31 protein-coding genes and 2 pseudogenes are annotated in these 23,720 nt (G+C 59.0%); 4 read left to right on the top strand and 29 right to left on the bottom strand.

Annotation, left to right across the window (positions count from 1 at the left end; genetic code table 11):
- Window positions 1–303: 303 nt before the first annotated feature.
- A pseudogene (locus tag DFP89_RS21115) lies at window positions 304–399 on the top strand (hypothetical protein); the annotation flags it as partial.
- A gap of 215 nt (window positions 400–614) precedes the next feature.
- On the opposite strand, the gene DFP89_RS20910 reads toward DFP89_RS21115, so the two are convergent.
- From DFP89_RS20910 to DFP89_RS17810, 6 genes are all read right to left on the bottom strand, one after another.
- Complete coding sequence (locus tag DFP89_RS20910) at window positions 615–860, bottom strand: hypothetical protein (protein ID WP_036763520.1); 246 nt, start codon at window positions 858–860, stop codon at window positions 615–617.
- 121 nt (window positions 861–981) lie between these two features.
- The gene (gene gnd, locus DFP89_RS17790; protein ID WP_028720615.1) at window positions 982–1,971 is read right to left on the bottom strand and encodes a phosphogluconate dehydrogenase (NAD(+)-dependent, decarboxylating); all 990 of its coding nucleotides are present in this window, start codon (window positions 1,969–1,971) and stop codon (window positions 982–984) included.
- A gap of 47 nt (window positions 1,972–2,018) precedes the next feature.
- On the bottom strand, window positions 2,019–2,300 hold the full coding sequence (locus tag DFP89_RS17795; RefSeq protein WP_081791467.1) for a DUF427 domain-containing protein: 282 nt from the start codon (window positions 2,298–2,300) through the stop codon (window positions 2,019–2,021).
- A gap of 16 nt (window positions 2,301–2,316) precedes the next feature.
- Window positions 2,317–2,931: a uracil-DNA glycosylase family protein gene (locus DFP89_RS17800; protein ID WP_081791466.1), complete on the bottom strand. Its 615-nt coding sequence runs from the start codon at window positions 2,929–2,931 to the stop codon at window positions 2,317–2,319.
- Window positions 2,928–3,509: a molybdopterin-dependent oxidoreductase gene (locus DFP89_RS17805; RefSeq protein ID WP_081791465.1), complete on the bottom strand. Its 582-nt coding sequence runs from the start codon at window positions 3,507–3,509 to the stop codon at window positions 2,928–2,930. Before DFP89_RS17805 ends, DFP89_RS17800 begins: the two co-directional genes overlap by 4 nt.
- Before the next feature lie 16 nt (window positions 3,510–3,525).
- Window positions 3,526–3,972, bottom strand: a complete 447-nt coding sequence (locus tag DFP89_RS17810; protein ID WP_036763518.1) for a hypothetical protein — start codon at window positions 3,970–3,972, stop codon at window positions 3,526–3,528.
- An 82-nt stretch (window positions 3,973–4,054) separates the two neighbouring features.
- Here DFP89_RS17810 and DFP89_RS17815 point away from each other — a divergent pair, with 82 nt between their 5' ends.
- The gene (locus tag DFP89_RS17815) at window positions 4,055–4,735 is read left to right on the top strand and encodes a hypothetical protein (protein ID WP_052432431.1); all 681 of its coding nucleotides are present in this window, start codon (window positions 4,055–4,057) and stop codon (window positions 4,733–4,735) included.
- Window positions 4,736–4,738: 3 nt separating this feature from the next.
- Window positions 4,739–5,668, top strand: a complete 930-nt coding sequence (locus DFP89_RS17820) for a CorA family divalent cation transporter (protein ID WP_028720613.1) — start codon at window positions 4,739–4,741, stop codon at window positions 5,666–5,668.
- Window positions 5,669–5,688: 20 nt separating this feature from the next.
- On the opposite strand, the gene DFP89_RS17825 is transcribed toward DFP89_RS17820, so the two are convergent.
- From DFP89_RS17825 to DFP89_RS20920, 23 genes and pseudogenes are all read right to left on the bottom strand, one after another.
- Window positions 5,689–6,003 carry an antibiotic biosynthesis monooxygenase family protein gene (locus DFP89_RS17825; protein ID WP_051578302.1) on the bottom strand — a complete coding sequence of 105 codons (315 nt, stop codon included), beginning with the start codon at window positions 6,001–6,003 and terminating at the stop codon, window positions 5,689–5,691.
- 19 nt (window positions 6,004–6,022) lie between these two features.
- The gene (locus DFP89_RS17830; protein WP_028720611.1) at window positions 6,023–7,213 is read right to left on the bottom strand and encodes a cation:proton antiporter; all 1,191 of its coding nucleotides are present in this window, start codon (window positions 7,211–7,213) and stop codon (window positions 6,023–6,025) included.
- The gene (locus tag DFP89_RS17835; protein WP_028720610.1) at window positions 7,210–7,707 is read right to left on the bottom strand and encodes a peptide-methionine (S)-S-oxide reductase; all 498 of its coding nucleotides are present in this window, start codon (window positions 7,705–7,707) and stop codon (window positions 7,210–7,212) included. Before DFP89_RS17835 ends, DFP89_RS17830 begins: the two co-directional genes overlap by 4 nt.
- A gap of 4 nt (window positions 7,708–7,711) precedes the next feature.
- A complete protein-coding gene (locus tag DFP89_RS17840) occupies window positions 7,712–8,242 on the bottom strand; it encodes a carboxymuconolactone decarboxylase family protein (RefSeq protein ID WP_220269873.1) in 531 nt (176 codons plus the stop codon).
- Window positions 8,173–8,700, bottom strand: coding sequence for an N-acetyltransferase (locus tag DFP89_RS17845; protein ID WP_028720608.1), 528 nt, complete (start codon window positions 8,698–8,700; stop codon window positions 8,173–8,175). The genes DFP89_RS17840 and DFP89_RS17845 overlap by 70 nt, the downstream gene beginning before the upstream one ends.
- A complete protein-coding gene (locus tag DFP89_RS17850) occupies window positions 8,693–10,123 on the bottom strand; it encodes a mercuric reductase (protein ID WP_028720607.1) in 1,431 nt (476 codons plus the stop codon). Before DFP89_RS17850 ends, DFP89_RS17845 begins: the two co-directional genes overlap by 8 nt.
- 2 nt (window positions 10,124–10,125) lie before the next feature.
- Window positions 10,126–10,695, bottom strand: a complete 570-nt coding sequence (locus DFP89_RS17855) for a hypothetical protein (protein ID WP_028720606.1) — start codon at window positions 10,693–10,695, stop codon at window positions 10,126–10,128.
- Window positions 10,696–10,723: 28 nt separating this feature from the next.
- Window positions 10,724–12,202, bottom strand: a complete 1,479-nt coding sequence (locus DFP89_RS17860) for a protein adenylyltransferase SelO (protein ID WP_199416804.1) — start codon at window positions 12,200–12,202, stop codon at window positions 10,724–10,726.
- A 23-nt stretch (window positions 12,203–12,225) separates the two neighbouring features.
- Window positions 12,226–12,678: a DUF417 family protein gene (locus DFP89_RS17865; protein WP_051578301.1), complete on the bottom strand. Its 453-nt coding sequence runs from the start codon at window positions 12,676–12,678 to the stop codon at window positions 12,226–12,228.
- 57 nt (window positions 12,679–12,735) lie between these two features.
- Window positions 12,736–13,236, bottom strand: coding sequence for a peroxiredoxin family protein (locus DFP89_RS17870; protein WP_028720604.1), 501 nt, complete (start codon window positions 13,234–13,236; stop codon window positions 12,736–12,738).
- Complete coding sequence (locus DFP89_RS17875; protein WP_081791464.1) at window positions 13,233–14,672, bottom strand: FAD/NAD(P)-binding protein; 1,440 nt, start codon at window positions 14,670–14,672, stop codon at window positions 13,233–13,235. The genes DFP89_RS17870 and DFP89_RS17875 overlap by 4 nt, the downstream gene beginning before the upstream one ends.
- A 3-nt stretch (window positions 14,673–14,675) precedes the next feature.
- Entirely contained in the window at window positions 14,676–15,188 is a 513-nt protein-coding gene (msrA, locus tag DFP89_RS17880) for a peptide-methionine (S)-S-oxide reductase MsrA (protein WP_028720602.1), read from the bottom strand.
- On the bottom strand, window positions 15,185–15,625 hold the full coding sequence (gene msrB, locus DFP89_RS17885; protein WP_028720601.1) for a peptide-methionine (R)-S-oxide reductase MsrB: 441 nt from the start codon (window positions 15,623–15,625) through the stop codon (window positions 15,185–15,187). Before msrB ends, msrA begins: the two co-directional genes overlap by 4 nt.
- Before the next feature lie 101 nt (window positions 15,626–15,726).
- Window positions 15,727–16,599 (bottom strand): LysR family transcriptional regulator, encoded by an 873-nt coding sequence (locus tag DFP89_RS17890; protein WP_028720600.1) that lies wholly within the window; start codon window positions 16,597–16,599, stop codon window positions 15,727–15,729.
- A 9-nt stretch (window positions 16,600–16,608) separates the two neighbouring features.
- Window positions 16,609–17,526, bottom strand: a complete 918-nt coding sequence (locus DFP89_RS17895; RefSeq protein ID WP_081791463.1) for a TIM barrel protein — start codon at window positions 17,524–17,526, stop codon at window positions 16,609–16,611.
- Window positions 17,523–18,371, bottom strand: coding sequence for a pyridoxamine 5'-phosphate oxidase family protein (locus DFP89_RS17900; RefSeq protein ID WP_158212771.1), 849 nt, complete (start codon window positions 18,369–18,371; stop codon window positions 17,523–17,525). Before DFP89_RS17900 ends, DFP89_RS17895 begins: the two co-directional genes overlap by 4 nt.
- 62 nt (window positions 18,372–18,433) lie before the next feature.
- Window positions 18,434–18,901 (bottom strand): nuclear transport factor 2 family protein, encoded by a 468-nt coding sequence (locus tag DFP89_RS17905; RefSeq protein WP_028720598.1) that lies wholly within the window; start codon window positions 18,899–18,901, stop codon window positions 18,434–18,436.
- A 23-nt stretch (window positions 18,902–18,924) separates the two neighbouring features.
- The gene (locus DFP89_RS17910) at window positions 18,925–19,482 is read right to left on the bottom strand and encodes a DNA-3-methyladenine glycosylase I (RefSeq protein WP_245948863.1); all 558 of its coding nucleotides are present in this window, start codon (window positions 19,480–19,482) and stop codon (window positions 18,925–18,927) included.
- Between the two features lie 45 nt (window positions 19,483–19,527).
- The gene (locus DFP89_RS17915) at window positions 19,528–20,130 is read right to left on the bottom strand and encodes a plasmid pRiA4b ORF-3 family protein (protein ID WP_114350716.1); all 603 of its coding nucleotides are present in this window, start codon (window positions 20,128–20,130) and stop codon (window positions 19,528–19,530) included.
- On the bottom strand, window positions 20,127–21,779 hold the full coding sequence (gene tnpC, locus DFP89_RS17920) for an IS66 family transposase (RefSeq protein ID WP_114350717.1): 1,653 nt from the start codon (window positions 21,777–21,779) through the stop codon (window positions 20,127–20,129). Before tnpC ends, DFP89_RS17915 begins: the two co-directional genes overlap by 4 nt.
- 58 nt (window positions 21,780–21,837) lie before the next feature.
- Window positions 21,838–22,188 (bottom strand): IS66 family insertion sequence element accessory protein TnpB, encoded by a 351-nt coding sequence (gene tnpB, locus DFP89_RS17925; protein WP_114350718.1) that lies wholly within the window; start codon window positions 22,186–22,188, stop codon window positions 21,838–21,840.
- Window positions 22,185–22,595, bottom strand: a complete 411-nt coding sequence (tnpA, locus tag DFP89_RS17930) for an IS66-like element accessory protein TnpA (protein ID WP_114350719.1) — start codon at window positions 22,593–22,595, stop codon at window positions 22,185–22,187. Before tnpA ends, tnpB begins: the two co-directional genes overlap by 4 nt.
- Window positions 22,596–22,952: 357 nt before the next feature.
- A pseudogene (locus DFP89_RS20920) lies at window positions 22,953–23,060 on the bottom strand (integrase); the annotation flags it as partial.
- A 410-nt stretch (window positions 23,061–23,470) separates the two neighbouring features.
- On the opposite strand from DFP89_RS20920, the gene DFP89_RS17940 reads away from it, so the two are divergent.
- Window positions 23,471–23,720, top strand: a 250-nt coding sequence (locus tag DFP89_RS17940; protein ID WP_114350720.1) for a helix-turn-helix domain-containing protein, incomplete at its 3' end; no start/stop codon positions are given.

Consider the following 23,720-nt stretch of genomic DNA (forward strand, 5'->3'; position numbering starts at 1 on the left):
ATCTGCATCTCGACACGATCAAGGTCGGGACAAGGGATTTCAGGTGAGGGCAAAGCGGGGCATCTCAGCCATCTGCACTCGGCTAAAAACGGCCCAAAGCTGCCTTTGGGCGAGAGCTGATATCGCTGCAATGCGGCCCATCGAAGGAGATATTCGCTGCACAAGCTTAATCTAAACCTAAGCAGATGACTGGATCGCGGGATTTTGCCGACATTCCTGTTTAGCCACGCTGCCGACGAAGCATTTGCTCGCAGTTGCGGCACAAGAGTTGTTTCGAGGCGGCGCGCGTAGAAACGGACGGACCTGCTCGGACACTGGTGGGAAGGCTGGGCGGAGTTCGCCAATGCACGGCTCGCCGGACTCGACATCGACGCATGGATCGATCACTGCAGCCTCAACGCGCAGAGCATCTTACTGAAGCCGCAGGACAAGATCGGCGCGCCCGCGCAGCGGATCGTGCGAGCAGGTGAAAAGGCCGACCGCGCCGAGTTGAACCGCGCCATCGCGCGCGAGAACGGCCCCCGGATCATCGCGGACCCGAGCCTAGCGCTCGACGTGCTCGCCCGGCAGTAAGCGGCCTTCACCCGCCGCGACATGGCCGCTTGCGTATACCGTTACGGCGAAGGTCCGGGCCAGTTCAACGCGGTGCTGGGCGCCATGCGCAGGGCACCCGACCCGGTGGCGCAGGGGTAGGATGTGCGCGGCGGCGAGCGCTTCACCACGCGCGACTTGCTCGAGGTCGAACAGCGGCTACACCGCGCGGCGATGACGATGACGTCCGCGACCGCGATACAGCCCTTGCCCGCGCCGAGGCGCAGGATCTGATCCTGTCCGCCGAGCAGGCCGAGGCGCTTGCCCATGTCACCGACGGCTGTAGTCTCGGGATCATCATCGGCCATGCCGGGACGGGGAAGAGCGCTATGCTGGACGCGGCCTGTAAGACCTGGGAGGCGGCGGGGTTACCTCACCGCCATTCCCTCTTCAGCCCTTGGAAGAAAGGCTTGGGTGGCCGCCGAATTTATTGCGCAGGGCCGACAGGAAACGATTGCCCAGTTCATTTTTTTCGCGCGACGAAAAACGGGCAAACAGCGCTGCGGCGAGCACTTGCGCCGAGGTGCGCTGGTCGATGGCCGCTTCAATCGTCCACCGACCTTCACCACTATCAGCGACTTCGGTAGAATACTGATCCAGCGTCGGATTGCTGGCCAGAGCGTCGGCCCCAAGATCCAGCAGCCATGAACTGACTACGCTGCCACGCCGCCAGACTTCTGCGATAGCGGCGAGGTCAAGGTCATAGCGGTAATCTTCTTCCACCACTGCATGACCTGCCGAGGCGAACAGCGCGAAACCTTCGGCCATGGCCTGCATCATACCGTACTCGATCCCATTATGGATCATTTTCACATAGTGGCCGGAGCCGGGCTTGCCACAATGGAGCCATCCAGCCTCACCCGGAGCTTGAGGTCCACCATCGCGGGCAGGTGTTCTTGCGGCCGCATCTATCCCCGGTGCGAGCGTGTCAAGAATAGGCACGATCCGCCCGATTGCCTCATTTGCCCCGCCTAGCATCAGTGAGTATCCACGAGCCAACCCAAAAACACCTCCGCTGGTTCCGCAATCAACCATCAGGATGCCTTTAGCGGCCAGCATCTGGGCGCGCGCAACGCTCTCTTTGAAATGGCTATTGCCTCCATCGATGATGACGTCGCCTGATGTGCAAAGTTGGCCCAGCTCGGTCAACACCTGCTCGGTTACTTCACCGGCGGGAACCATCAGCCAGACTACACGAGGCGCTGCCAAAGCTGCGACCAAAGACCCGATGTCGGCATAGCTGACTGTGCCGACTTCTTTTGCCAACGCCTCCCTCGTCGTCTGGTTTGCACTGTGAACGTGACATTGATGCCCGGCCTTCGACAGCCGCCGGACCATGTTGCCGCCCATTCGTCCGAGACCGATAAATCCCAGTTCCATCGTTAAGTCCTTTCTTGATTTCCAATGCGTATTTGGGCCGGTCCGGCTCAGCTCACCTGTACGCGGCGCCAAAAGGCGACCATGCCCCTTATTTGCGCTGCCGCCGACCTGGGAGATGGGTAATACCAAGCCGCATCAGGGTTGGTCTTTCCGTCCACCTCTAGTGAGTAGTACGATGCAGTTCCCTTCCAGGGGCAAACCGTTTCGCGCGTGCTTTGCGATAGGTACACTGCCCGCACACTTTCGATCGGAAAGTAGTGATTGCCTTCGACAACAACGGTAGCGTCGCTTTCTGCGATGACTTTGCCGTTCCAGATTGCCTTGACCATTTGGCGCCCCCTTTTGTCAGTCTGTCTGATCCATGACCTCGCGGACACGCAGACGGAGTGCCGGAAGGAGTTCTGTCCCGAACCAGGGATTGCGGCGCAGAAACGCGTTGTTGCGCCAGGAAGGGTGCGGCAGCGGCACGACTACCGGCGCCCAATGGCGCCAGTCAGCAACAGTGGCTGTTACGCCCGCCTTGCGTGCGTCTGCGCCCAGGTGCCAACCATGGGCGTAACCCCCGATCAAGATAGTGAGCCTTACCTGATTGAGCGCGTCCAGCGCCCGGCTTCGCCACGTTGCCGCGCAGCGTGGTGGTGGCGGCAGGTCGCTGCCATTCACATGATAGCCGGGAAAGCAAAATGCCATGGGTAGGATACTGATCCGGTCGCGATCATAGAATTCATCGCGCGTAACCCCCAACCACTCACGCAACCGGTCGCCCGAGCGGTCATCGAAGGGGATGCCGGATTCGTGCACGCGCAAGCCAGGCGCCTGCCCAACAATCAGAATCCGTGCGCGTTGCCGCAGCCAGACGACTGGCCGGGGTTCGTGCCTTGTGGCAGTGGCTGCGAAATCTGCTGCGCACATACGGCAGGGCCGTATTTCCTGTGCTATCGCCGGCTCGCCAGCACTCATCCTCTGTACCTTTGTTCTTTCCAGGGATCACCGTAGTTATGATACCCCAGCTTTTCCCAAAAGCCCTTGTAGTCATAGGGACTGAAATGGAGGCCACGAAGCCACTTGGCGCTTTTCCACAGATATAGGTCCGGCACCACCAGTCGTGCCGGGCCACCATGTTCTACGCTCAGCGGTTTACCGTCGAATTCTGTGGCCACAAAGGCTTTGTCACTTAACATATCGACCAAACGCAGGTTCGCGGTGTAATTGCCGTCCGCACGCGCCTGAACATAAACCGGATCAGCTACTGGGCGAACAAGATCGGCCAGTACAGAAACTGCCACCCCGCGCCAAAGTGTGCCCAGTTTGGACCATCTGGTCACGCAGTGCAGATCGGCGCTGAATTCGCGCTGTGGGAGGGCCTGAAAGCCCGCCCAATCCAGTGTGATCGCCTGTTCGACGTCACCGTCGAGGGTTAGTGACCATGTTTCCTTGTCGGCCGTCTTGGGCGTACCCGCCGTCATTACCGGGAATTTCTGAGTTACCACCTGATTGGGCGGAATGCGCGGGCGTCCATCTGGGCGAAGAGTACTCATCGTCAGCTCCCGATTGTCAGTAGACCTCAGTGACCTTCAGCTTGCGGCCGCGGAACTCACAGAATTCACCGGCTCTCTTGCCTTCCAGGGCCTCGTAGATTGGCGCCGCTTGTGAGACACCGATAAATTTCTGCCCCTGACATGAAAACTCTCCTGTCGAGACGCCAATGACCAGATAGCGATCCCCGATCCGCACTGCTGCGCCCGGCGCCACTTCGGTTTTCGGTCCGAAATCAAGCACGTTCAACGCTGAGATTTTGGCTTCCACTTGATGCTCGCGGTCATCGAACGCCTCAGCAAGATCGGCGGCGGTTTCTGCTTGGCCCTGTTCGTCATTTTCAATCGGCTCCGTGCGATCCAGCCGCGCGGCGCTGAGAAATCGCTCATAGGTTTTATGGGCTTGCTCAAGTTCGGCCTCTGTCAGGGCCAGCATCGTGTTGCGCAAGTGGTTCTTGTCGATCATGGGTTTTCCTTTACGATAGTTGGAGTTGTTAAGTTGGTGATTTTGCGGGGCTTCTGATCCCGCTCAAGCGTGGGAAAAAGATTTGGGCGCAGCACTTTCCATCGTTATCCTGTTCACGATCTCGTCCACGATCGTGCGGGTCGCGGCTGTGTTTCTAGAACACACGGGCATTTCACGCGACGTTGCCAGAGTTCAGGCCATGTCGGCACTTAGCGGCACGGGGTTCACCACGTCTGAATCCGAACTGATCCTCCAAACACCGGAGCGCAGACGTATCCTTGTGATCTTGATGATTACCGGTTCCGTTGGTCTGGCCTCGGTGGTTGCCACTGTTGTGGTTGGGGCCTTCGGGATCAAGGAAACGGCCAGCGGGTTGTTGCTTCAGCTTACGGCGATCATCACGGCAATCGCCTTTGTGCGCTACGTGCTCTTTTCCTCTGTCGTCGATGAGTTCATTTGCGGCATGGCACATGCGTGGCTTGTCAAACACATGGCGCATGTTCCGTTCACGGTTTTGTACCAGTTGGATGCGGACAGGGTGATTGCCCAACATAGTTTGGCGAAGGCACCTCCTTCGAACAATGTGGAGTGGCCCGGCGACCTGACCCTCATCGGTGTGCGCAGCGCCTTCAACGCCGAGATAAACCCGTGGGACGGAACGCCGTTGCCTGAAGGATCGGCCATGGTCTTGGCGGGGCCAAGGGCGTCCCATCATAAGTTTGCCGCCGCCCATGGATTGACCCCAGATACAGGAGCGCACTGAGGCATGACAGACGTCAAAACATCGCCGGGGTTTCTTCACCTGCACGCACTGAACGGGGGCGGGGAATGGCTCCATATGTGTATCAAGCATCGAGAGACCAGCGCCTATCTCATGGAGGTGGCCATGCTCGACGACCTGGTTGTCGATGCGATGATCGAAGAGGACACACGTTCGCGCGTGCGCGTTCTTGATGACGGGATCATGGTGCTTTTGAAGGCCATGCATGTCGGTCAGGACATGGCACGCCCTGAAGACATGGTGTCGATCAGGATCTGGATCGACAAGACGCGCGTCATTACTACACGCGAGGCCGATGTTGACCCGATCCTGGCCCTTCATCAAAAGTTGTCCGCAGGTGCAGGCCCAACCACACCGGGTGAGTTTCTGGCTGATCTTATCGAAGAACACCTCGATGAGGTCGATGACCACATCGAGGAACTGGAAGACGCGGTCAACAGGATCGAAGGGCTTGTGGGCACTCATCAGACCGAGGCTGCCTGCCCCAATATGGCACAAACCCAATCGCGTATCAGCGGCTTCTTGCGCCACCTCGGGCCACAAAAACCTGTGCTGGAACACTTGTCGCGCTGCAAGCACTCCCTTTTGAGCGAAAGAGAGCGCACGCGGATCGATGACGGGCTCGATCAGCTTTTGCGGTATCTTGAAACCCTGCAAAACCTGCGGGACCGCGTTGATATCCTCAACGATCAGGTTGCCCGCATTCAAGACAGGCAACTGACGCGCAGCTCCTTTGTCTTCTCGGTCGTGGCGACGCTGTTCCTTCCGCTTGGGTTTATTGTCAGCGCGTTCGGTGTGAACCTCATGGGGGTTCCCTTCGAAGGGCATGCAAATGGTTTCACCATACTGATGGTGATCTGTTTGGCTCTGGTCGCAGGGATGCTGGTCTTGTTCCGCTGGCGAAAGTGGTTCTGACGGAGGTGGCGGCTGCATTTTCATGCGCCGGTGAAGTTCATCGCGTGATGCTCAACGACCTCGGCAACAACCACATCATACTCCAAAAAGACACCGTTCTTGCCGCGGTCTTTGGCGTATTTGTGCTCGGGGTGGACATCCCATTCCTCGATCGCCTCGAAATCTTCGAAGTAACCGATAAGCACCTTTTCTCCGTCCTCTGCGGTAAAGACCTTGTGGCTCATATACCCCTTTAGCCCCTTCACCACGGTCACCATGCGGGCGTAAAGCTCGTCAAACTCGCCTTGGAAGTCGGGATCAACCCGGTGGCGAAAAACCTCTACATGCATTGCCATTATAGTCTCCTTTTCTGGTTCAAGATTTCATGCGCCCGATGCGGGTCGCCAAGGGGGTTGAACTGAGGCCGTGCAACAGGATGGACAGGCCAACAGTCAGCGAGACACAAGCCAGCAGTTCCTCTTCATTCGGGAAATCGAATTGATCCATCATCAGCAATGTGAAGAGGATCGAGGCCAGACCGCGTGGACCGAACCAACCAAGGAAGAGCTTCTCACGCGCGGGTAGCCCGCTTCTTGTCAGAGAAACGAAGATTGGCAAGACACGGACCAGCGTGAGGAAGACCAACGCAAGAATGATCGTATTTGGCCCTGCGTGCGCCAATCCGTCGGGCAGCAGAAACGCACCGAACACCAGAAACGCCGCCATCGTCAAAAGTTGGCCAGCCCCCTCCATGAACTCGCTGATAAAGTGGATGTCATGACGGTAGGTGTTGCCAAAGACCATGCCCGCAACAAAGGCCGCAATGAACCCGTTTCCGTGGATGGCAACAGCAAACCCGTAAGCTGCGAAGGCGGTCACGAGAAAGACCACCGCCCCCGCCGCCTCTTGCATCAAGTCGCGGTTTTGCGCCCAGTCCATCGCCTTGGCCGCCACCCAACCGACGGCAATACCAGCGAGCGGACCGAGCACAATCTCGGTGGCGGCCTCCAGCGCCAAACCATCGGTCTGCGCGCCGCCAACCGACGACGCAAGGACTGCACCCAAAAGAACGAAGGGTAGCACCAGCCCATCGTTCAGCCCGCTTTCCACATTGATTGTCTGGCTGAGGTGGTCTGGCACCTCTGGGTTCGAAACGACAGATTGCCCCAGCGCGGCATCCGTCGGCGTCAATACTGCGGCGGTCAGCAATGCAACGGCAAACCCAGACGTAGGGTTGAGCCAAAGCGCGACAAGTGTCCCAAGCGCGATCGTCAGCGGCAGCCCGATCACCAGCATCCGTGTCGGGATCTGCCAATCCATCACCAGTTTCTTAAAGCGCACATGGCTAGCGTCAGAGAACAGGATCAGGATCAGCGTGATCTCGGCCAGAATTTTTTTACCTTCGTGGATCACATCCGGCGACAAGCTGGCGCTCAATGGCACGGACAATGCAAAGCCAAGCGCTGTGAAGATGATTGGCAGGGTAAGCAAGCTGCGCGAGATTGCTTTGCTGAGCAACGAGTAAATGGCAAAGGCCACAAGCACGAGAAGGACTGCGGGGGTCATGACGTTGTGTATTCCTTCTTGAGCAATGCACTGTGCCGGGCCCGAAGCTTGGCAAGTTTCGGCGCGATATAGGTGCGGCAAAAGGGCCGTTCGGGGTTGGATTTGTAGTAATCGTGAAATCGGCTGTCCGAAGGCTTGAAGCCCCGGTGCATAAGGCTGCGCGTAACAAAATGCACCTCCGCCTCTGCGGCAAGGTCCCGTATATGCGTCGCGCACGCGTTTTGCTGCTCCGCGGTCATACTGTAGACCGCGCTTCGATACTTGCCACGCATCTTGTGATCGGCCTCGCTGGCATGGGTGCTCAGGTGGACCGCGATCAGGTCTCGCAAGCTCACGCGATCAGGATCAAAGGAGATTTCCACCGCCTCGGACCACGCCTCGTCAGGGCCGTCGGAGCGGATAAAGCCTTGCCGCACCTCTGACACGCCCTCAAGCGGTTGGAAAACTGCCTCGGTGCACCAATGGCACCCGCCTCCAAAGCCGATGGTTACCACAAGATCACTCCGCCACTGGAACCTGACCTTGGGCCAGTTTCAGGCGGGTCCAGAGGTTCATGTTGATGACGATGGCCGCGATTTCGGCGATGGCTTTTTCGTCGAAATGTGACGTCAGGCTTTCATGCCGCGCTGCAAAGGCCGCCGGATCATAGGCCGTGAGCGCCTCGCAATAAGCCAGCGCGCAGCGTTCTGCCGGGGTGAACATCGTGCTTTCGCGCCAGCTTGCCAGATGCGCGACCTTTTCAACCGCGATTCCCTGATCATGGGCCGCTTTGGTGTGCAGGATCAGGCAATAGGAACAGGGGTTCATCTGGGCGACGCGTAGACGCAAAAGCTGGGCCAAACGTCCATCTACCGACAGATCGGCAGTATACCCAACCGAGGCCGCCATTTGCTTAGCGATCCCGTGAAACTCGATCAAATCGGGATCAAATCGGGTATTCTCGAATGTGACAGGCATTTTCAATCTCCCAGATTGAATTTCTTGCGCCAGTTTGCGCGTGTCCCACCGACCTTGCGCAGGAATGGGCAAGTCAGACGGATTTCATGGGAGCGGGTTTCAATTTCTTCAAAGACCTCGGCCGCAAAACGTGCGCCAAGGCCGCTGCCACGAAAGGATGGATCGACCTCGATATGCGTCAGGATCATCCGGTCGCCTTGCCAGACATAGCTGACGAACGCGTCAGATGGGGCCATGTGCCGGACAAAACGTTGCGCCCGTTCTTCGTGAATAAGGCCGGGGTCGTAAAGACCCGCGCGGGCTAGTTCCTTTTCAAGTTCAGGCAGCTTTGGGTTGCGCAGTTTGCGGCCCTTGATCTGGAAGGTCGGGAACTTATCTGCGCTGCCCGCCAACTTGGTCAGGCGCACGGCCGCGCGCGGGTCCTTATCAACTTCGGCCAATTCATAGGCCAGCCCGCGTTCTTCCAGGGCGGACTGATAGAACCGCGTCTTGTGGCAGCGGACCTCGCCAAACAGGGTGATGTCATGCATTGGCGGCCGCCAGCGGTTTCAAGCCTGCAAGGATCGTCGGGATCAACTCGGCGACGGTCGGGTGAACGGGCAGCGCCTGTTGCATGATCTTGTAGCTGGCACCCGTGGCCATGAAGTTCGAAAAGATCGCGATGATCTCATCGCCCGCGATGCCGAACACTGTGGCACCCAGAATAGCCTCGCTGTCGCCGTCCACGATGATGCGAATCAGGCCGGTTGTCTCGCTTTCTTCCTTGGCGCGGCTGATGTCGGCCATCTTCATGTCGGCGATTAGGATATTGCGCCCTTCGGCAGCAAGTTTTCGCGCCTCGGTGCGGGACAGGCCGACGCGTCCCAGCGGTGGGTCGGTGAACATGGCATAGGTCGTTGGCCGCTGATCGGCGTCCTTCCATTGATAGCGGTCTTTAATCTTATCGAGATCGGCCAGCACGATTTCGTGGTCGTGATAGCTGGTATGGGTAAAGGCACCACGCCGGTTCACATCGCCAAGCGCCCAGAGGTTGGGCACCTTGGTGCGCAGCTTGGCATCGGTCGGAACGTAACCGCGTGAATCGGTCTCCAGCCCGACCGCCGCAAGGTTCAGCTTGTCGGTGTTCGGGGCACGCCCCGTGGCAAACAGGACATGACTTCCCGCGATCTCGGTACCATCCTCGAGCGTCATCAGAACGCCGCGCATGCTGCGCCCGACACCTGCGATCTTGGCGTTCAGGTGCAGCGTCACGCCCTCATCCTGAAAAAACTTCGCGATGATTTCCGAGACATCCTCATCCTCGCGTTCGGCCAAACGGTCGGAACGGTGTACCACCGTGACCTTGCTGCCGAGGCGGCGGAAAATCTGACCCATCTCAAGGCCGATGTAAGAACCTCCCACAATGATGAGGTGATCAGGCAATTCATCGAGCGCCAGAAGTGATGCATTATCGAGCGCATCGATGTTTTCAAGGCCGGGAACTGGCGGGGTAAACGAACGAGTCCCGGTATTCAGAAAGACCTTGTCAGCCGAGAACTTGCTTTCGCCTACAGAGACGATGAACCGGCCGTTTTCATCGAACCCGGCAAGACTGCCCCAACCGTGGATCACCTCGACACCTTTGGTGCGCTTTAACCATGCTGTCAGTCCCCGGCGGGCGGTATCGACACGCTCGCGCATCCGCGCCATTGCGGCGGGAAAATCCACAGTAACCGCGCCCGTGGAGACGCCAAAATCCGCCGCGCGCCGCACCATATGCGCAACGCGCGCCGACTTGCGCAACGTCTTGGTGGGTGTGCAGCCGCTATTGACGCATGTCCCGCCCAGCTTGTCGCCCTCGATCAGGGCAACGGATTGCCCGCGATTGGCCAACCCAACCGCGAGCGAAGGTGCCGCTTGGCCAGAACCGATGATTACGGCGTCAAAATGATTCATGTCTTCGTCCTCTGCCATTCTCACGCTTCGCTGTTTTCGCCTTGGAAAGGCACCCGTTGGAGGCGCTCATCCCCGATAATCTTGGTGACCAGCCAAACGTATTCCTGCCTGGCCGTATCGAAGCCAAGCATCGTAAAACCCTGACCAAAGGGGCATTCCGGGAAGTCAGGGAACCCAAGCCTGAGAACATAGCGTCCGGGGTCGGCGTTGAACTCGCTCTTGCGGACCTTGCGGACACCGTATCGGTAATCCTCGTCCTCGGTCATCTCGCTGCGCGTATCCGGTTCGGCAGTTTTCAGTGACTTGACCAGATCTTGCGGGGCACCATCCCCCTCAAGATCAAGCGCATCGACAAGAAACCCTTTGACGCCCGTATCTGCGATCTCAAGCGCATAGATATTCGAGGCGTCGCCCGAACCCGGCTCGGTCTCAAAGCGGAGTTTCATCCGGACCGTCACTTCCGCCGGATTTACAGCGAGGCCTGCGCTTACATCCACGAGTTTTCCGTTCTGAATGCGGAAGTCATGGGTGAACCCGGCGTCTACGAGTTCCGACAAAGCGGCCACGGCATCAGTTGCATCAATTTTCATGGGTCGTTCCCTTCGGATTTGGGTAAGGTTAGGTGCCGCAAAACGTGACGTGACGGTGCGCGTCGACTGGGGCGGGTAGCGCATAGGTTTCTGACCCGTCTTGCTCGGTGAACGGATGTGCCAGCACAGCCAAAAGCTTGTGAAACGGCTCAAGATCGCCACCCACGGCGGCCTTCAGGGCCTCTTCAACCAGATGGTTGCGCGGGATGTAGATCGGGTTGATCCTGTTCATCGCTTCCGCCCGCAACTCCGCGGCAATATCTTCCGCCGCAAGCCGCGTGTGATAGCGGGCCGCCCAAGCGTCAAATACCGCGGGATCATCGAAATTGGCACGCGCCAGTTCGTCATTGCCACGAACAGACCCCGCCAAAGCGCGGAACAGGTTGGTGAAGTCAACATCCTGCCCTTCACAGGCCTTGAGCAGATCATTTGCCAAATGCAGATCTTCGGGCAGTTCCTTCAGCAGACCCAATTTGGCCCGCATGCCCCGCAGCCATTCCTGCTGGTAGTGCGCGGGAAAGGCATTGATCTCATTGGTCAACTGCCGGATCGCGTCGTCGCTGTCCTCGGGGTTCACCAGATCAATCAGCGTCTCGGCAAAGCGCGACAGGTTCCATTGCATGATCACCGGTTGGTTGCCATAGGCATAACGGCCGTGCTGGTCGATCGAACTGAACACCGCTTTAGGGTCATAGTTGTCGATGAAGGCGCAGGGACCGTAATCGATGGTCTCGCCCGAAATCGTTGTGTTGTCGGTGTTCATCACACCATGGACAAAGCCGATATTGACCCATCTCGCGACCAGCGACGCCTGTGCATCCCTGACGCGCCGGAAGAATTCCAGATATCGATCTTCGCGGCCCACGATGTCTGGAAAGTGGCGGGCGATGGCATAATCGGCCAGCTTGCGAAGCTTTTCGGTCTCGCCGCGCGCTGCAAAAAACTGGAAGGTTCCAACCCGCAGATGCGAGGCCGCGATGCGTGCCAGAACAGCGCCTTTCTCCAGCCCATTGCGCGCGATTTCTTCGCCCGTCGTGACCGCAGCCAAAGCGCGCGTTGTCGGAACGCCGAGGGCATGCATCGCCTCGCCCATCAGGTATTCGCGCAAGACGGGGCCAAGAACGGCCTTGCCGTCTCCGCCGCGTGAAAACGGCGTGCGGCCTGAGCCCTTCAGGTGCAGATCGCGGCGGCGGCCTTCGGTGTCGATCAACTCACCCAACAGGATCGCGCGGCCATCGCCCAGTTGCGCCGAGAAACCGCCGAACTGATGGCCCGCATAGGCCATGGCCAAAGGCGATGCCCCGGCGGGTGCCATCGCGCCGGACAGGGCGGCGGCGCCTGCGGCCGAGTTCAAGACGGTGGGATCGAGCCCCAGTTCTGCCGCCAAGGCGATGTTCAGAACGACGATCTGCGGATCGGGAACCTTGTCGCCTTGCCAAGGGACAAAGAAGCCCTCCATTTCGTCGGCAAAGCTGTTGTTGAAGGGGAACGAAAGGTCATCAAGCATGGTCATTTCCTTTCTACGATGGGCTAAACAAGGGCCAGCGCATGATGGTGTGCGATAGCAAGGCAGGCGACGAGCAAGCCAAAATCCTTCATCAGGAATTGCCCACGCGAGGACAGGAAAAGACGGCCTGCTTCTTCCTCGAAATACTGAACATAAGGGAACAGGCTGAGTGTGACCAAGAAGGTCAGCACGCCAAGCAAACCGCCCAGAAGGCCAAAACTGGGAAAGAAGATGCCAAGTACCAGAAGCAAAGCGGTGCTCAACTCAACAATCCCCAGAAATATGCTGAAGCCCGCCGGCGTCATCAGTTTCGGGCCAAACCGCAAGATCGGATGCCCCGCGACCAGCGTCTTGACAGCGTCCTGTTCATAGCGGGCAAATTTGGCGATGCCGAAGGCAACGAAGATTGCCGCAAGCGCCAGTGACAAAAGTTTCATTGCTGGCACCCAGTGGGTGATTTCTGCGACCAGTTCCATTTTCGTCCCTCGTTATTGATTGTTTGGCTCCGGCGATCTGGCCGCCGGAGCCAATGGTCAGGCGCGCTTCAACTCGACATCGTCGGCCCCGAGCGCGGCAAGAAATCGCTGCGGATCAAGACGGAAGTCCGCGTGGACAACGTTCCCTTCCGGATCGATCACGGTGAACCACGGCGTGCCGCCAGAACGGTAATCCTCCATGAAGGTCGGGTAGCGTTCACCTGCGGGCGGGGTGTCATGACCAAAGGGCATTTTCAGCCCATACTGCTCCTGATTGATGCGCAGCTTATCGCGGGTGTTTGTCTCGGCACCCTCAAAAACGGTCTGAATGACGGCGAAATCGAACCCTTTGTCCTTCAGTTTGTCATGCAGAAAGCGCAGCGTCGGAAAACCGCGCGAATGACAGCCAGGGCACCAGTGCTGGAAGCAATAAATGATCTTGTAGCCGTCTTTCATATCCGAAAGTCGAAGCGGCTTGTCCATCGGCTTGCCATCCGCATCGATCCAATCGTTGACGCGCAGTTCGGGCGCCGTGTTGCGAAGTTGTCCAAAGTTCATGACTGAAACCTTTCATATATGGCGATTTGGTTCGCTGCTTTCGCCCGCGCCGCCAGCGCACTGACGTCTTCGAGCGGAAACGCCAGAACCTCCGCGCCGATTTCGGTGACGGCGGGCGAGAGATAGCGAAGCCCCTCAACCTCCGTTTCAAGTCCGGGCCCGACGATCAGGCCCGTCTTCGTTTCGTTCATCCGCAACCAGCCGTTGCGGATCAGGCCGCTGGTTAGCAGGTCCATGGCAAGCTGGTCTCCCGGACCGGATGTGTTGATCACGACTGAGGTCGTGATTTCTTCGTTCGTTCTTGTGCCAGCCCGTTTCAGACGGATGCGGGTCTTGCCCTCGGTTTCGGCATAGACCCAAGTTATCTCGCCGTGCTCCTCCACGATCTGGCCTGCCGCTTGGAGCCGTGCATAGTCGGCAAGGCTGTTGTGCGTTGCGCGCCTAAACCGCCGCTCCAGTTGTGGCATGACCTTGCGGCGCTCCGAGAGGGAGGGCAGCAGGGTTTCAAGCCCCCTTTCGGCTGCCCAACCCAGATAGCCTGGTCTGAGTTCGGCCATGCTTGCCCCCTTGGCACGGAACGCGGCAATTTCGGCGTCGACCGCAGCCAGAAGCGCGTCTGCATCGCGGTAAGGGCCCGTCAGTTTGGGCGTCACCGGCTCTTTACGCGGGCGCGCCCAGATCAGCTGCTCCGGCTTGGACCCACGGGTGATCACCCGAAGCCGGATGTCCTGCTCGTCCATGACGGACTGCATAAGCCGCAGGACATCCAGCATCGCGGCGTTGCCTCCTAGGCAGGTCACTTCCTGTCCAGGACGCAGGACCTCGGCAATCGTTTGCTCGTTGCCATAAAGCGTCGTGAACGCCGTGGGGCCGCTATCCGCCCCAAATCGTTGAGGCGATGGTCCCCCGGTGGCCACGTCCACCCGGTCCGCCCGGATCACCTCGCCTGTGGCAAGCGTGATCCGAAACCCGTGTTCATCCTTGGCCAGATCGGTGGCCAAAGCCGTCCGCTGCTGCACCCGCACGCCTGCTTCGGCGTGCATGGCCAGAATGCCCTGCCCGATCTCGGCGAGATAGTCGCCAAAGACCGCGCGTGGGGCAAAGACAGCGCCGAAATCGCCTGCATCCAGATGATCCGCCGCGAAGTCCAACCAGCGTGGTTGGTAGGCGGCAATCCTTGAGCGAATATCACCCCAGTTTGCCTCGAACCATTCGACGAAACTCTCACCAAAGGCACCTGACGGCGAATTCAACAGATAGGCATATCGCCAAGGCGCGGCGCTCGGATGATCCGCATATGCCATCCCTTTGCCGAATTGACCCGCGTTGGCCCCAAGAATGGTCAGTTGGTCACCAGACGTAAGCACCAATGTTTCCGCAAGCGCCGCTGCGCTGGCCCCATCGCCAATAATCAGATGGTGATGAGGCCCACGCATGGCTTATTCAGCCGCCGTCGCCGCACGCTTGGGCAAAACCCAACTGGACCGCGGGAAGTGGCAAGTATAGCCATTCGGGATACGCTCCAGGTAGTCTTGATGCTCTGGCTCAGCTTCCCAGAAATCGCTCACCGGTTCTACTTCGGTCACGACCTTGCCTGGCCAGATCCCAGATGCGTTCACGTCCGCGATCGTGTCTTCGGCAATCGCTTTTTGTTCGTCATTCACATAGTAAATGGCGGACCGATAACTGCTTCCGCGGTCGTTACCTTGGCGGTCTTTCGTTGTCGGGTCATGGATCTGGAAAAAGAACTCCAGAAGCGCACGATAGCTGGTTTTCGAGGGGTCAAAGAGGATCTCGATCCCTTCGGCATGGGTTCCGTGGTTGCGGTATGTGGCAAATTTCACGTCACCGCCGGTGTAGCCAACCCGGGTGCTTTCGACGCCGGGCAGCTTGCGGATCAGGTCTTGCATCCCCCAGAAGCAGCCTCCGGCCAATACGGCACGTTCAGTCATACTTTTTCCTCCACTTGATCGAGGTATGCGCCATACCCCTCGGCTTCCATTTGGTCTTTCGGCACAAAGCGCAGGCTGGCCGAGTTGATGCAGTAGCGCAGGCCGCCCATTTCGCGCGGGCCATCATTGAAGACATGCCCCAAATGGCTGTCGCCGTGTTTCGAGCGGACTTCGACCCGGACCATGCCATACGAGGCATCACGATGCTCGGTCACGTTATCGATGGGTTTCGAGAATGCGGGCCAACCGCAACCGGAGTTGAACTTGGCTGAGGATGCGAAAAGCGGCTCGCCGGAAACGATATCGACGTAGATACCCGGTTCGAAATGCTTGTCATACTCACCCGTAAAGGCGCGCTCGGTCCCGCTCTCTTGCGTAACGTGATACTGTTGGGGTGTCAGCTTGGAGAGCGCATCCTGTGATTTTTCGTAGGTCATTTGTATCTCCTTCTTCTTCCGTTGAGAGGAAGATGGAGACTTTCGATCCGTTTGTGAAATTCCTGGCGGGAATAGTTTTTATAGCCGCGCGCGTGTGCCTATTACCAATTGAAATCTTTGGATAATCCAAGGATGACACGGACTTCGCGCGGGTTGGCAGAACCAGAAACGGCGACCATGCTGATGTTGCGTGACAGGGTCAGGCCCTTTACCGCGCGCAGGACGATTCCATCAACAATCGCTGAATGTTCCGGCAAGGAACACACACCCGCACCTTGCGCCACCATCTGCTGCACCCAGTCTTCCCGCTCTGACTGAAAACGCGGACGCATGACAATGTTCCGATCCATGAAATGCTTGATCAGTTGCGTGCGAAATTCGCAGTGCATCCTGTCGATATAGGGCTGCTCCATCATCTGCTCTGGCGTGATTTCATCTGTCCCGGCGAGCGGGTGATGACTTGCCAAGGCCAAGCGCAACCGCTCTTGGAACAGCGGTTGGATCGTCAGTTTGAAATTCGGTTCCGGCGGATTGGTCAGCAGACACATGTCATACTTGCCCGACAATACCTCCGCCTCCGCCTCGCCGGGGTTCAGAGGATGAAGAAGAAGCTCGACCTCGGGCAATTCCTTCAGAACGAGCGCCCAGAATTTGGCAAAGACCCGCGGCGCAATGGTGCTTGCGACGCCAATATTGATCTTCCGGCTGCGCCCTGCGACCGAGTTTTCCGCAAGCTCGGTGATGTTTTCGAGCGCTGATTGAATGCGCATGAACTCTACGATCAGATCACGGCCCAAGGCCGTCAGGCGCGTGTCCTTGCCGTCGCGATACAGCACCGGACCGCCAAACTCATCTTCCAGACGTTGAATCGCCTTGGTGAGACTGGGCTGAGATATCCCACTCACCCGGGCCGCTTCCGTGAAATTCAGGGATTCGGCGAGATTCAGGAAGTACCTGACCTGATTAAGATCCATTTGCCTGCGTCACTCCACAAGGTAGCCGACTTCCTTATGCCCACAAGTGCCTGAATTGATCAAGTTTTTCAACCTGATAGCGCCCATCTCTTGTGAGTTGTGGGTTTCGGATATGATCGTGAAACGACCGGGCAGGCCTGCAAGCCCGGCCGCGACAGGTTCCGGGCGCGGATGGAACGGTTTGTTCGAAACGCCGTCGATGTCACTGAGCGCCCGGTGCTGGATCTCGCCTCTTGGGCCAAAATGGATCGGTGTGTAGTGAAAATGTGTCGGCGTATCTGGGTTGGACCGCTGGAACTCGTCAATCCTTGCAAACACTTGCGCCATCGCGTCGGGCGTCTCAAGCTCGCCGAGCGAGCGCGCATGAACATGCCCGAAATCAATGCAAGGCCCGACCCCTTTGACCGTCGAGGCCACATCAAGAATCATATCGACAGACCCCATCTGCCCGACCTTGCCAGCGGTTTCGATCATAAGGCTGATGTCAGTCTTGCCCAATTGCGCCATGAATCGCTCAAGGTTTTCGGCAAACCGGCGAGACACATCGGCTTCGGGCGCGCCGTAGAGCGACCCGGGATGCAGCACGATTTCGCGCGCGCCCAGAATGTCGGCTTGCTCATAGGTCCGTAGAAGCGTGTCGACAGAGCGCAGGACCTTGGCCGGATCGGGGCTGGCAAGAACGATGTAGTAAGACCCGTGGATCGATAACTTGATGTCGTCTGCTATTGCCAGCGCGCGGTAGCGACGCCCCTGTTCAGCCGTCATTCGTGGCCCATACGTCATTTGCAATTCGATTGCGTCGAGCCCGACTGAGCGCAGCCACGCGAAAACGGCACCCCGATCCTTGGCTTCCGGACGTTCAGTGAATGCCAAAGGAAAACCGCCAACGCCGAAACGGATATCGGGCGGAATGGCAAGCCTTGTCATGTTTCCAAAGGTGGATTGAATCTAGAATATGCACCCAGTTTCCAAGCCGGTTCAGGGCGATGCGGCGTCAATTGCCAAGCCTCTATGTCGAAGGTCCAATACCGGCCATCGGCACCGTCATGAGCCATGCGCCCTTCCAAGTTGAGCGTGGCGTGACCTGTCAGGTTCAGCTGAGCGCCAGTGTCGAAATCGACGAAGGTAATGCCCGCTCGAGGCTCGAGCGCCAGATTGCCCAATGTCATGAACATCGAATTACCGAAGTAGTCGGGAACGATAAGCTGATTTCCCTTCACGTTTACAAATCCCGGATACCCACCACGATGGCTTGCATCATGATCTCCGTCCGGGTTTTTGCTGGCCACGAAAAACGTGTCGGCCTGTCGGATCAGGTCCGCAAGGTTATCCGGCAGATCAGATCCCGAAGCGGGCGAAACACCTTGATAGCGATTGTCTGCCACAGGCAGTCTTTGCTGGATGTATTTCGGACAATTCGGACAGGTCTGCGCAACATCGATTGTCACCCGCTCAGGCGTAACCTCATTAACCGAACCATTGATGCGAAACCGCCGCGCGCTGGTCAGGTCCATTGCAACAAGGCCTATCGGCGCTCCGGCACTGACCATCGTCCATAGCGCGGACGGAACGGTCATTTCGGTCCGATTCAGGTAAACCGTCTTGTCATCAGCTCGGGCAACAAGCCCTTCTGGACCGTTGGCCAGAAAAGACCAGACACGCCCCTCAGCATCACTTACGGCGATATTCAGGGTTGTCGCGATACCCAGCATCCGTTCGCTGTTTGCAGACAGTGTCGTGCTGATGAAACGCCCGTTCCGAAGGGCCAGCACGTCCTCCCCCGTGGCTTTCTGGACAAGGCGTTCACCATCGTGAAAAGGGCCCCCGCTCATCCTCACAGTCCCAATTCAGAAAGACTTGACGTGTCATCAGGACGGCGTCCCAAAGGCCAGTGGAACAGACGCTCGCTTTCCTTGATCGGCAGATCATTGATGCTGGCGTGCCGGTTCGTCATCAGGCCATTCTCGTCAAACTCCCAATTCTCGTTGCCATAGGCGCGGAACCAGTTTCCATCAGCATGGTGGTATTCATACGCGTATCGAACCGCGATGCGGTTATCCGTGAAGGCCCAGAGTTCCTTGACCAGTCGGTAGTCCAATTCCTTGGCCCATTTGTCCGCTAGGAAAGCTACCACCTCATCGCGACCATTCACAAATGTCGCGCGGTTGCGCCATTTGGTGTTTACTGTATAGGCTTTGGATACTGCCTCTGGATTGCGACCGTTCCAGCCATCTTCGGCAAGGCGGACCTTCTGAATTGCTGTCTCACGCGTAAAGGGCGGGAGAGGTTGGCGTTGTTCCATTCATTGATCCTTTCTGGGAATGTTTATGTAAATCTTGGCTGGCGGTCGCTTTCGACACTCATGGCGAGCACGCGGCTGATGTATGTCAGCGACTTGCCCGACTCTTCTTTCCATCCGTCAAAGGCGTTCTGTATGGCGCGCCGCTGTTTCGACGACGCTGGCAGAGTGTCAGCAACCCCTTCGAGTGACAGGCGTTTCAAGACATCAAACGACAAAACATAGGAATCTACACCGGCTTCGCGCAGGAAATACTGGGCGGTCTTGTCGCCCAGTCGATCACCATGCTTGCGCAGATAATCAAGAACGTCGGCGAAATCCTTGTGCTGCCACGCGGCGATGAAAGCGCCAAAGCTGGCATGTCTTTCTGTCTCGTCCAGAATGAACATCGCGTTGCGCTGAACGGATCGGATCCGCGCCCCGTTGCGCACGATGCGCGGATCTTTGAGCAGCATATCGAACCAGTCGTCATCCATTATTGCGCAAACGCTTGGGTCAAACCCTTTGAAAGCTGCTTCGAATCCCGGCCATTTGTCGCGGATCACCTTACGGCTGAAGCCCGCGTTGAAGACGTGTCGTGTCATATCTGCGGTAACCATCCGGCGTAGGCCGCGGACGGGTGTCCGTGCTCAGGGAGTGGGCTTGGGTGCTTTGGGCTTGCCGGGCCGCGGGGACCATTTCTTCGCGAGTTGGTCAAAGCGTTCGACGATCCTGTCGATCCTGGCATCTTCGGGATCGAAGGTTGCACCTGACCAGCTGACCATGTCGTCGTGCTGCTCGTGGTCCGGATCTGCGAGGGCTTCGAGGAATTCCTCGTAGCCCGGAGCACCGCCGACATCCTCGGGCGGGCAGGCCCCGCTGGCTTTCAGAAGCCTTGGATAGGTCACGCCCGGGCTGGCCTCGGTGACCCGCTCGATCCGGATGCTGTGGTCCCAGTCATCGCCGAAGTCGTAGACATACTGGAGCGTCCTGGCGCCGGTATCCTCGAGCACCTTCTGCAGCGTCGCCTTCTTCGCGGGCATCGGGCCGTCGTAGAATCCGTCCGGATCGGGCACGCCCCAGCCGGCGCCACCGGCCCGGAATTCGTAGAGATGGCTGTCCGTCCAGCCCATGGCGGCCTGGACCACCTCATGCAGCCGGTCGAGCCTGATCTTCAGCGGCACCTCGATATGGCGCATCGGCTGCGGATCGATGTCGTTCAGGAGGATCCGGAGGCGGGCGATCAGGGTCATGCGGCCCTCCTTTGCGGTATTTGCGACCAGTTCCAGGGAAGAAGTTCCGGCAGGCGCGACAGGGGCGTGTCCGGCATCCGCGCGAGGACGTCAGCAAGCCATGCCTGTGGGTCGACGTCGTTCATCCTGGCCGTGACGATCAGGGAATACATGAAGGCGGCGCGGTCGCCACCGCGCGGAGATCCGGCGAAGAGCCAAGCCTTGCGGCCGAGGGCAATGCCGCGGAGGGCACGTTCGGCCGCATTGTTCGTCAGGCAGATGCGGCCATCATCGAGGAAGCAGGTGAAGGCGTCCCAGCGGCCGTCCTCCGCGAACATGTAGTTGATCGCCTTGGCGACGGGGTTGTGCTTCGACATTCGGGCGCGTTCGGTCCGCAACCAGTTGTGCAGATCCTGGACCATCGGGCGCACCAGCCGCTGACGGGCGTCATGGCGGGCCTCGGCGGTCAGGCCGGTGATCTCGCGCTCGGCATCGAAGATGGCGTCGAAGCGTTTGACCGCTTCCAGCGCGATGGGCGAGATCTCCTCGGCCACCGATCTGCCCTTGCGGGCTGTAGCTTTGATATCCGCCAGTTCGAAGAACTTGCGCCGGGCATGCGACCAGCACAGCGCGCTCAGCACCGGCGCGGGCCTGTGGCTGGCATGGTAGAGGTCGTTATAACCGCCATAGGCGTCAGCTTGCAGGATGCCGGTCCAGCCCGTCAAATGCCGGGTCGGGTGTTCTTTCCTGCGGTCGGTTGAGAAGTAATAGAGCGCTGCCGGCGGCGCCCCACCGGCAAAGGGCCGGTCATCCCGCAGATAGGTCCAGAGCCGGGCGGTTTGCTTGCCACCTTTGGCCAGCAGCGGCACGGTCGTGTCGTCAGCATGCAATCGCTCGGCGCCGAGGACATGGGCACGGATCAGATCGTGGATCGGCTGCAGCGCCACGGCACAGGCCCCGACCTGATCGGCCAGGGTCGAGAGGCTGATCTCGACGCCCTCCTTCGCATAGCGCTCGGCCTGCCTGTTCAGGGGCTGATGCTGGCCAAACTTCTCGAACAGCACCATGGCCAGCAGGTTCGGGCCGGCCCAGCCCCGGGGTGTCGGGTGGAACGGCGCTGGCGGCTGGCTGATCTTCTCGCAGTCGCGGCAGGTGAACTTCTCGCGGACGGTTTGCACGACCTTCCACTGCCGCGGGATCACCTCCAGCGTCTCGGTGATGTCCTCGCCCATCTTCACGATGCGCGCCGAACCACAGCAAGTGCAGGAAGTCGGCGCCTTAACCACGACGCGCTCGCGGGGCAAATGCCCGGGGAACGGCTTGCGGGCTGGGCGGCGGCGTTCGAAGGCCGCGACCATCGCCCTCGGGCCCGTCGCCTCGGCTTTGGCCCGGTCATCGGCAATGTCGGTCTCGATGTCTTCGAGCTGCATCTCCAGTTGCTCGATCAGCCGGGCATGGCGTTCGGCACCATGGCCATATTGCTCGCGGCGGAGTTTGGCGATCTGCGGTCGGAGGTGCCGGATCATGTCTTCAGAGGCCGAGACGATCGCCTGAACCTGGGTCAACTCCCCCTTGGCGGCGACCAAGGCGTCCTCTGCGGCAGATGCGCGAGCCTCTGCCGCGGCGAGTGCGGCGCGCAGAACAGCGATCTCCGAGGTGGTCTCCGACATGCCGAAGACCTATCACGAAACCCCGGAATAGTCCAATAAAACAAGGGTATTTTGGCTATCAACCCGCCGAGGCAGGCCGCTGCGTCCAGCGCGGATTGCGCCAGTCGATTCCTTCCAGAAGATAGCCGAGCTGCGCCGCCGAAACCGGAACGGACGAGCCATTCTGGCTCACCGGCCAGATGAACTTCCCCGCCTCCAGCCGCTTCAGATACAGCGACATGCCGACCCCGTCGTGCCACAACACCTTGATCAGGTCACCCTTGCGCCCCCGGAAGCAGAAGATCTCGCCACCGTGCGGATCGCGACCCAGGCCCTGCTGGACCTTCAGCGCCAGGCTGTTCATCCCGCACCGCATGTCCGTCACCCCGCCTGCAATCCACACGCGCGCCCCCGCCGGAAAGGCGATCATGCGCTGTCCAGCACCGGAAGCAGCCGCGCCAGAATGACCGGGTCAATTCCCGCAGGAACCACGAGGTGCCGGCCATTCACCAGTGTGATCGCGACTGTGACGGCATCGGAGATCTCCAGCTCTGCCGCAGGTGATACCGATACAGGCACAGGTTGGGCAGCAATCATCACCGGCGCAAAGGTCAGGGCAGGCTCATTTCCGAGAAGGCCCTCGCGATAGTCCTTCCGCCAGCGCGTCAGCAACGCGCGAGAGATATCGTGACGCCGCGCCGTCAGCGCCACGCTGCGCGGGCGCGACAGGCTTTCCTCGACGATACGGATCTTCTCGGCAGCCGACCAGCGACGCCGCCGACCACTATCGGTCACCGAGAGAACCTCGACTTGGGAACTGAAGCTATGGGTGTCCATAGCTTCAGCCTCCTACATCCATCCCGCCTTCAGCGTCAGACGGTCCTCACCGGGAGCTTACTATCTGCGAGCCATCGATCGTCACTGCGTGCAAGCAGGTCTGTGATGGGTGCCGGGTGTTCAATGCGCGCCTCAACGGCCTCAAGACTGCCGTGTCTCTTCACAGCCATCGACAGAATTTCGCGGAAAGGTCTCATCAAGCCTACTTCAAGAATGTGGTTCCGGGGATGTCGAGAGTGGCCACTTCCGGTGTGCCGGGCGGTCTCCACTAGACTAGGGAAAGGCCTCAGTCTTTTCCAATAGAACGCAGGCATAGTTTCAATAGCTGCCCGTTCGTCGGCAAATCTCCGCAGCTTAGGTTCGGCGCATCGAGTGTGTCCCGTATCCACTGGGTTCCAGGACAATCGTTGTCACCCAGTCACGCACAAGGCGCCCATGTTGACTTGCCCTGATATGCGGGCGGTCACCCCAAGGGCCGACATTAGCCTCCGTCGTAAACGGCGGTTCTGTCCCGCGACTTGTAGGTTTAACACGTGACCCATATTGCGCCACCCACGAATAAGCGGCTTTTCTTTGAGCGACGGAGCCAGTTTTCTCACTATCGCGGCATTTTTCGCGTTGTGCGCGCGTGCAGCACGAAAATCCAATCCACAGGTTGGGCCCCAAGCCGCCTTGCGGCAGTGCCGAGAAGAAACGGTTCAACCTCGTCCCAATGTCAGCTCCCGCTGAAATCGCTCGGTCGCTTTGCACCCGCAGCGGATGGCTGGAATCCGCCCTTATCGACGTTTGTTATCTGGCGCGGACGAGTGGATCTGGTGCAAATAGTGTCATGAATACTTTCCTTTTTGACCGCCAAGAAACAAGCAATTCTTGACATGAACACTCTGCGCACAACGCGTCGCTCACGCGGACTGACCCAAGCCGAGGTCGCGGCCTCAGCCAGGATCAGCCTGCCGACGCTTCGGGCGCTTGAGCGGGGCGAGGGTGGTGTTCAAGCGCTGGTCGCGGTCATGGTGGCGCTGGATCTGCACTGGGGCTGGGCGCCGGACCGGGTGCAGGCGGCGCGGGCTCTGGCCGATCGGCGGCGGGCGCGGGGGCTGAGCCAGGCGCAACTGGCCAATCGGA

The organism is Paracoccus lutimaris, assembly GCF_003337565.1.
In the GTDB taxonomy this organism is placed as follows: Bacteria; Pseudomonadota; Alphaproteobacteria; order Rhodobacterales; family Rhodobacteraceae; genus Paracoccus; species Paracoccus lutimaris.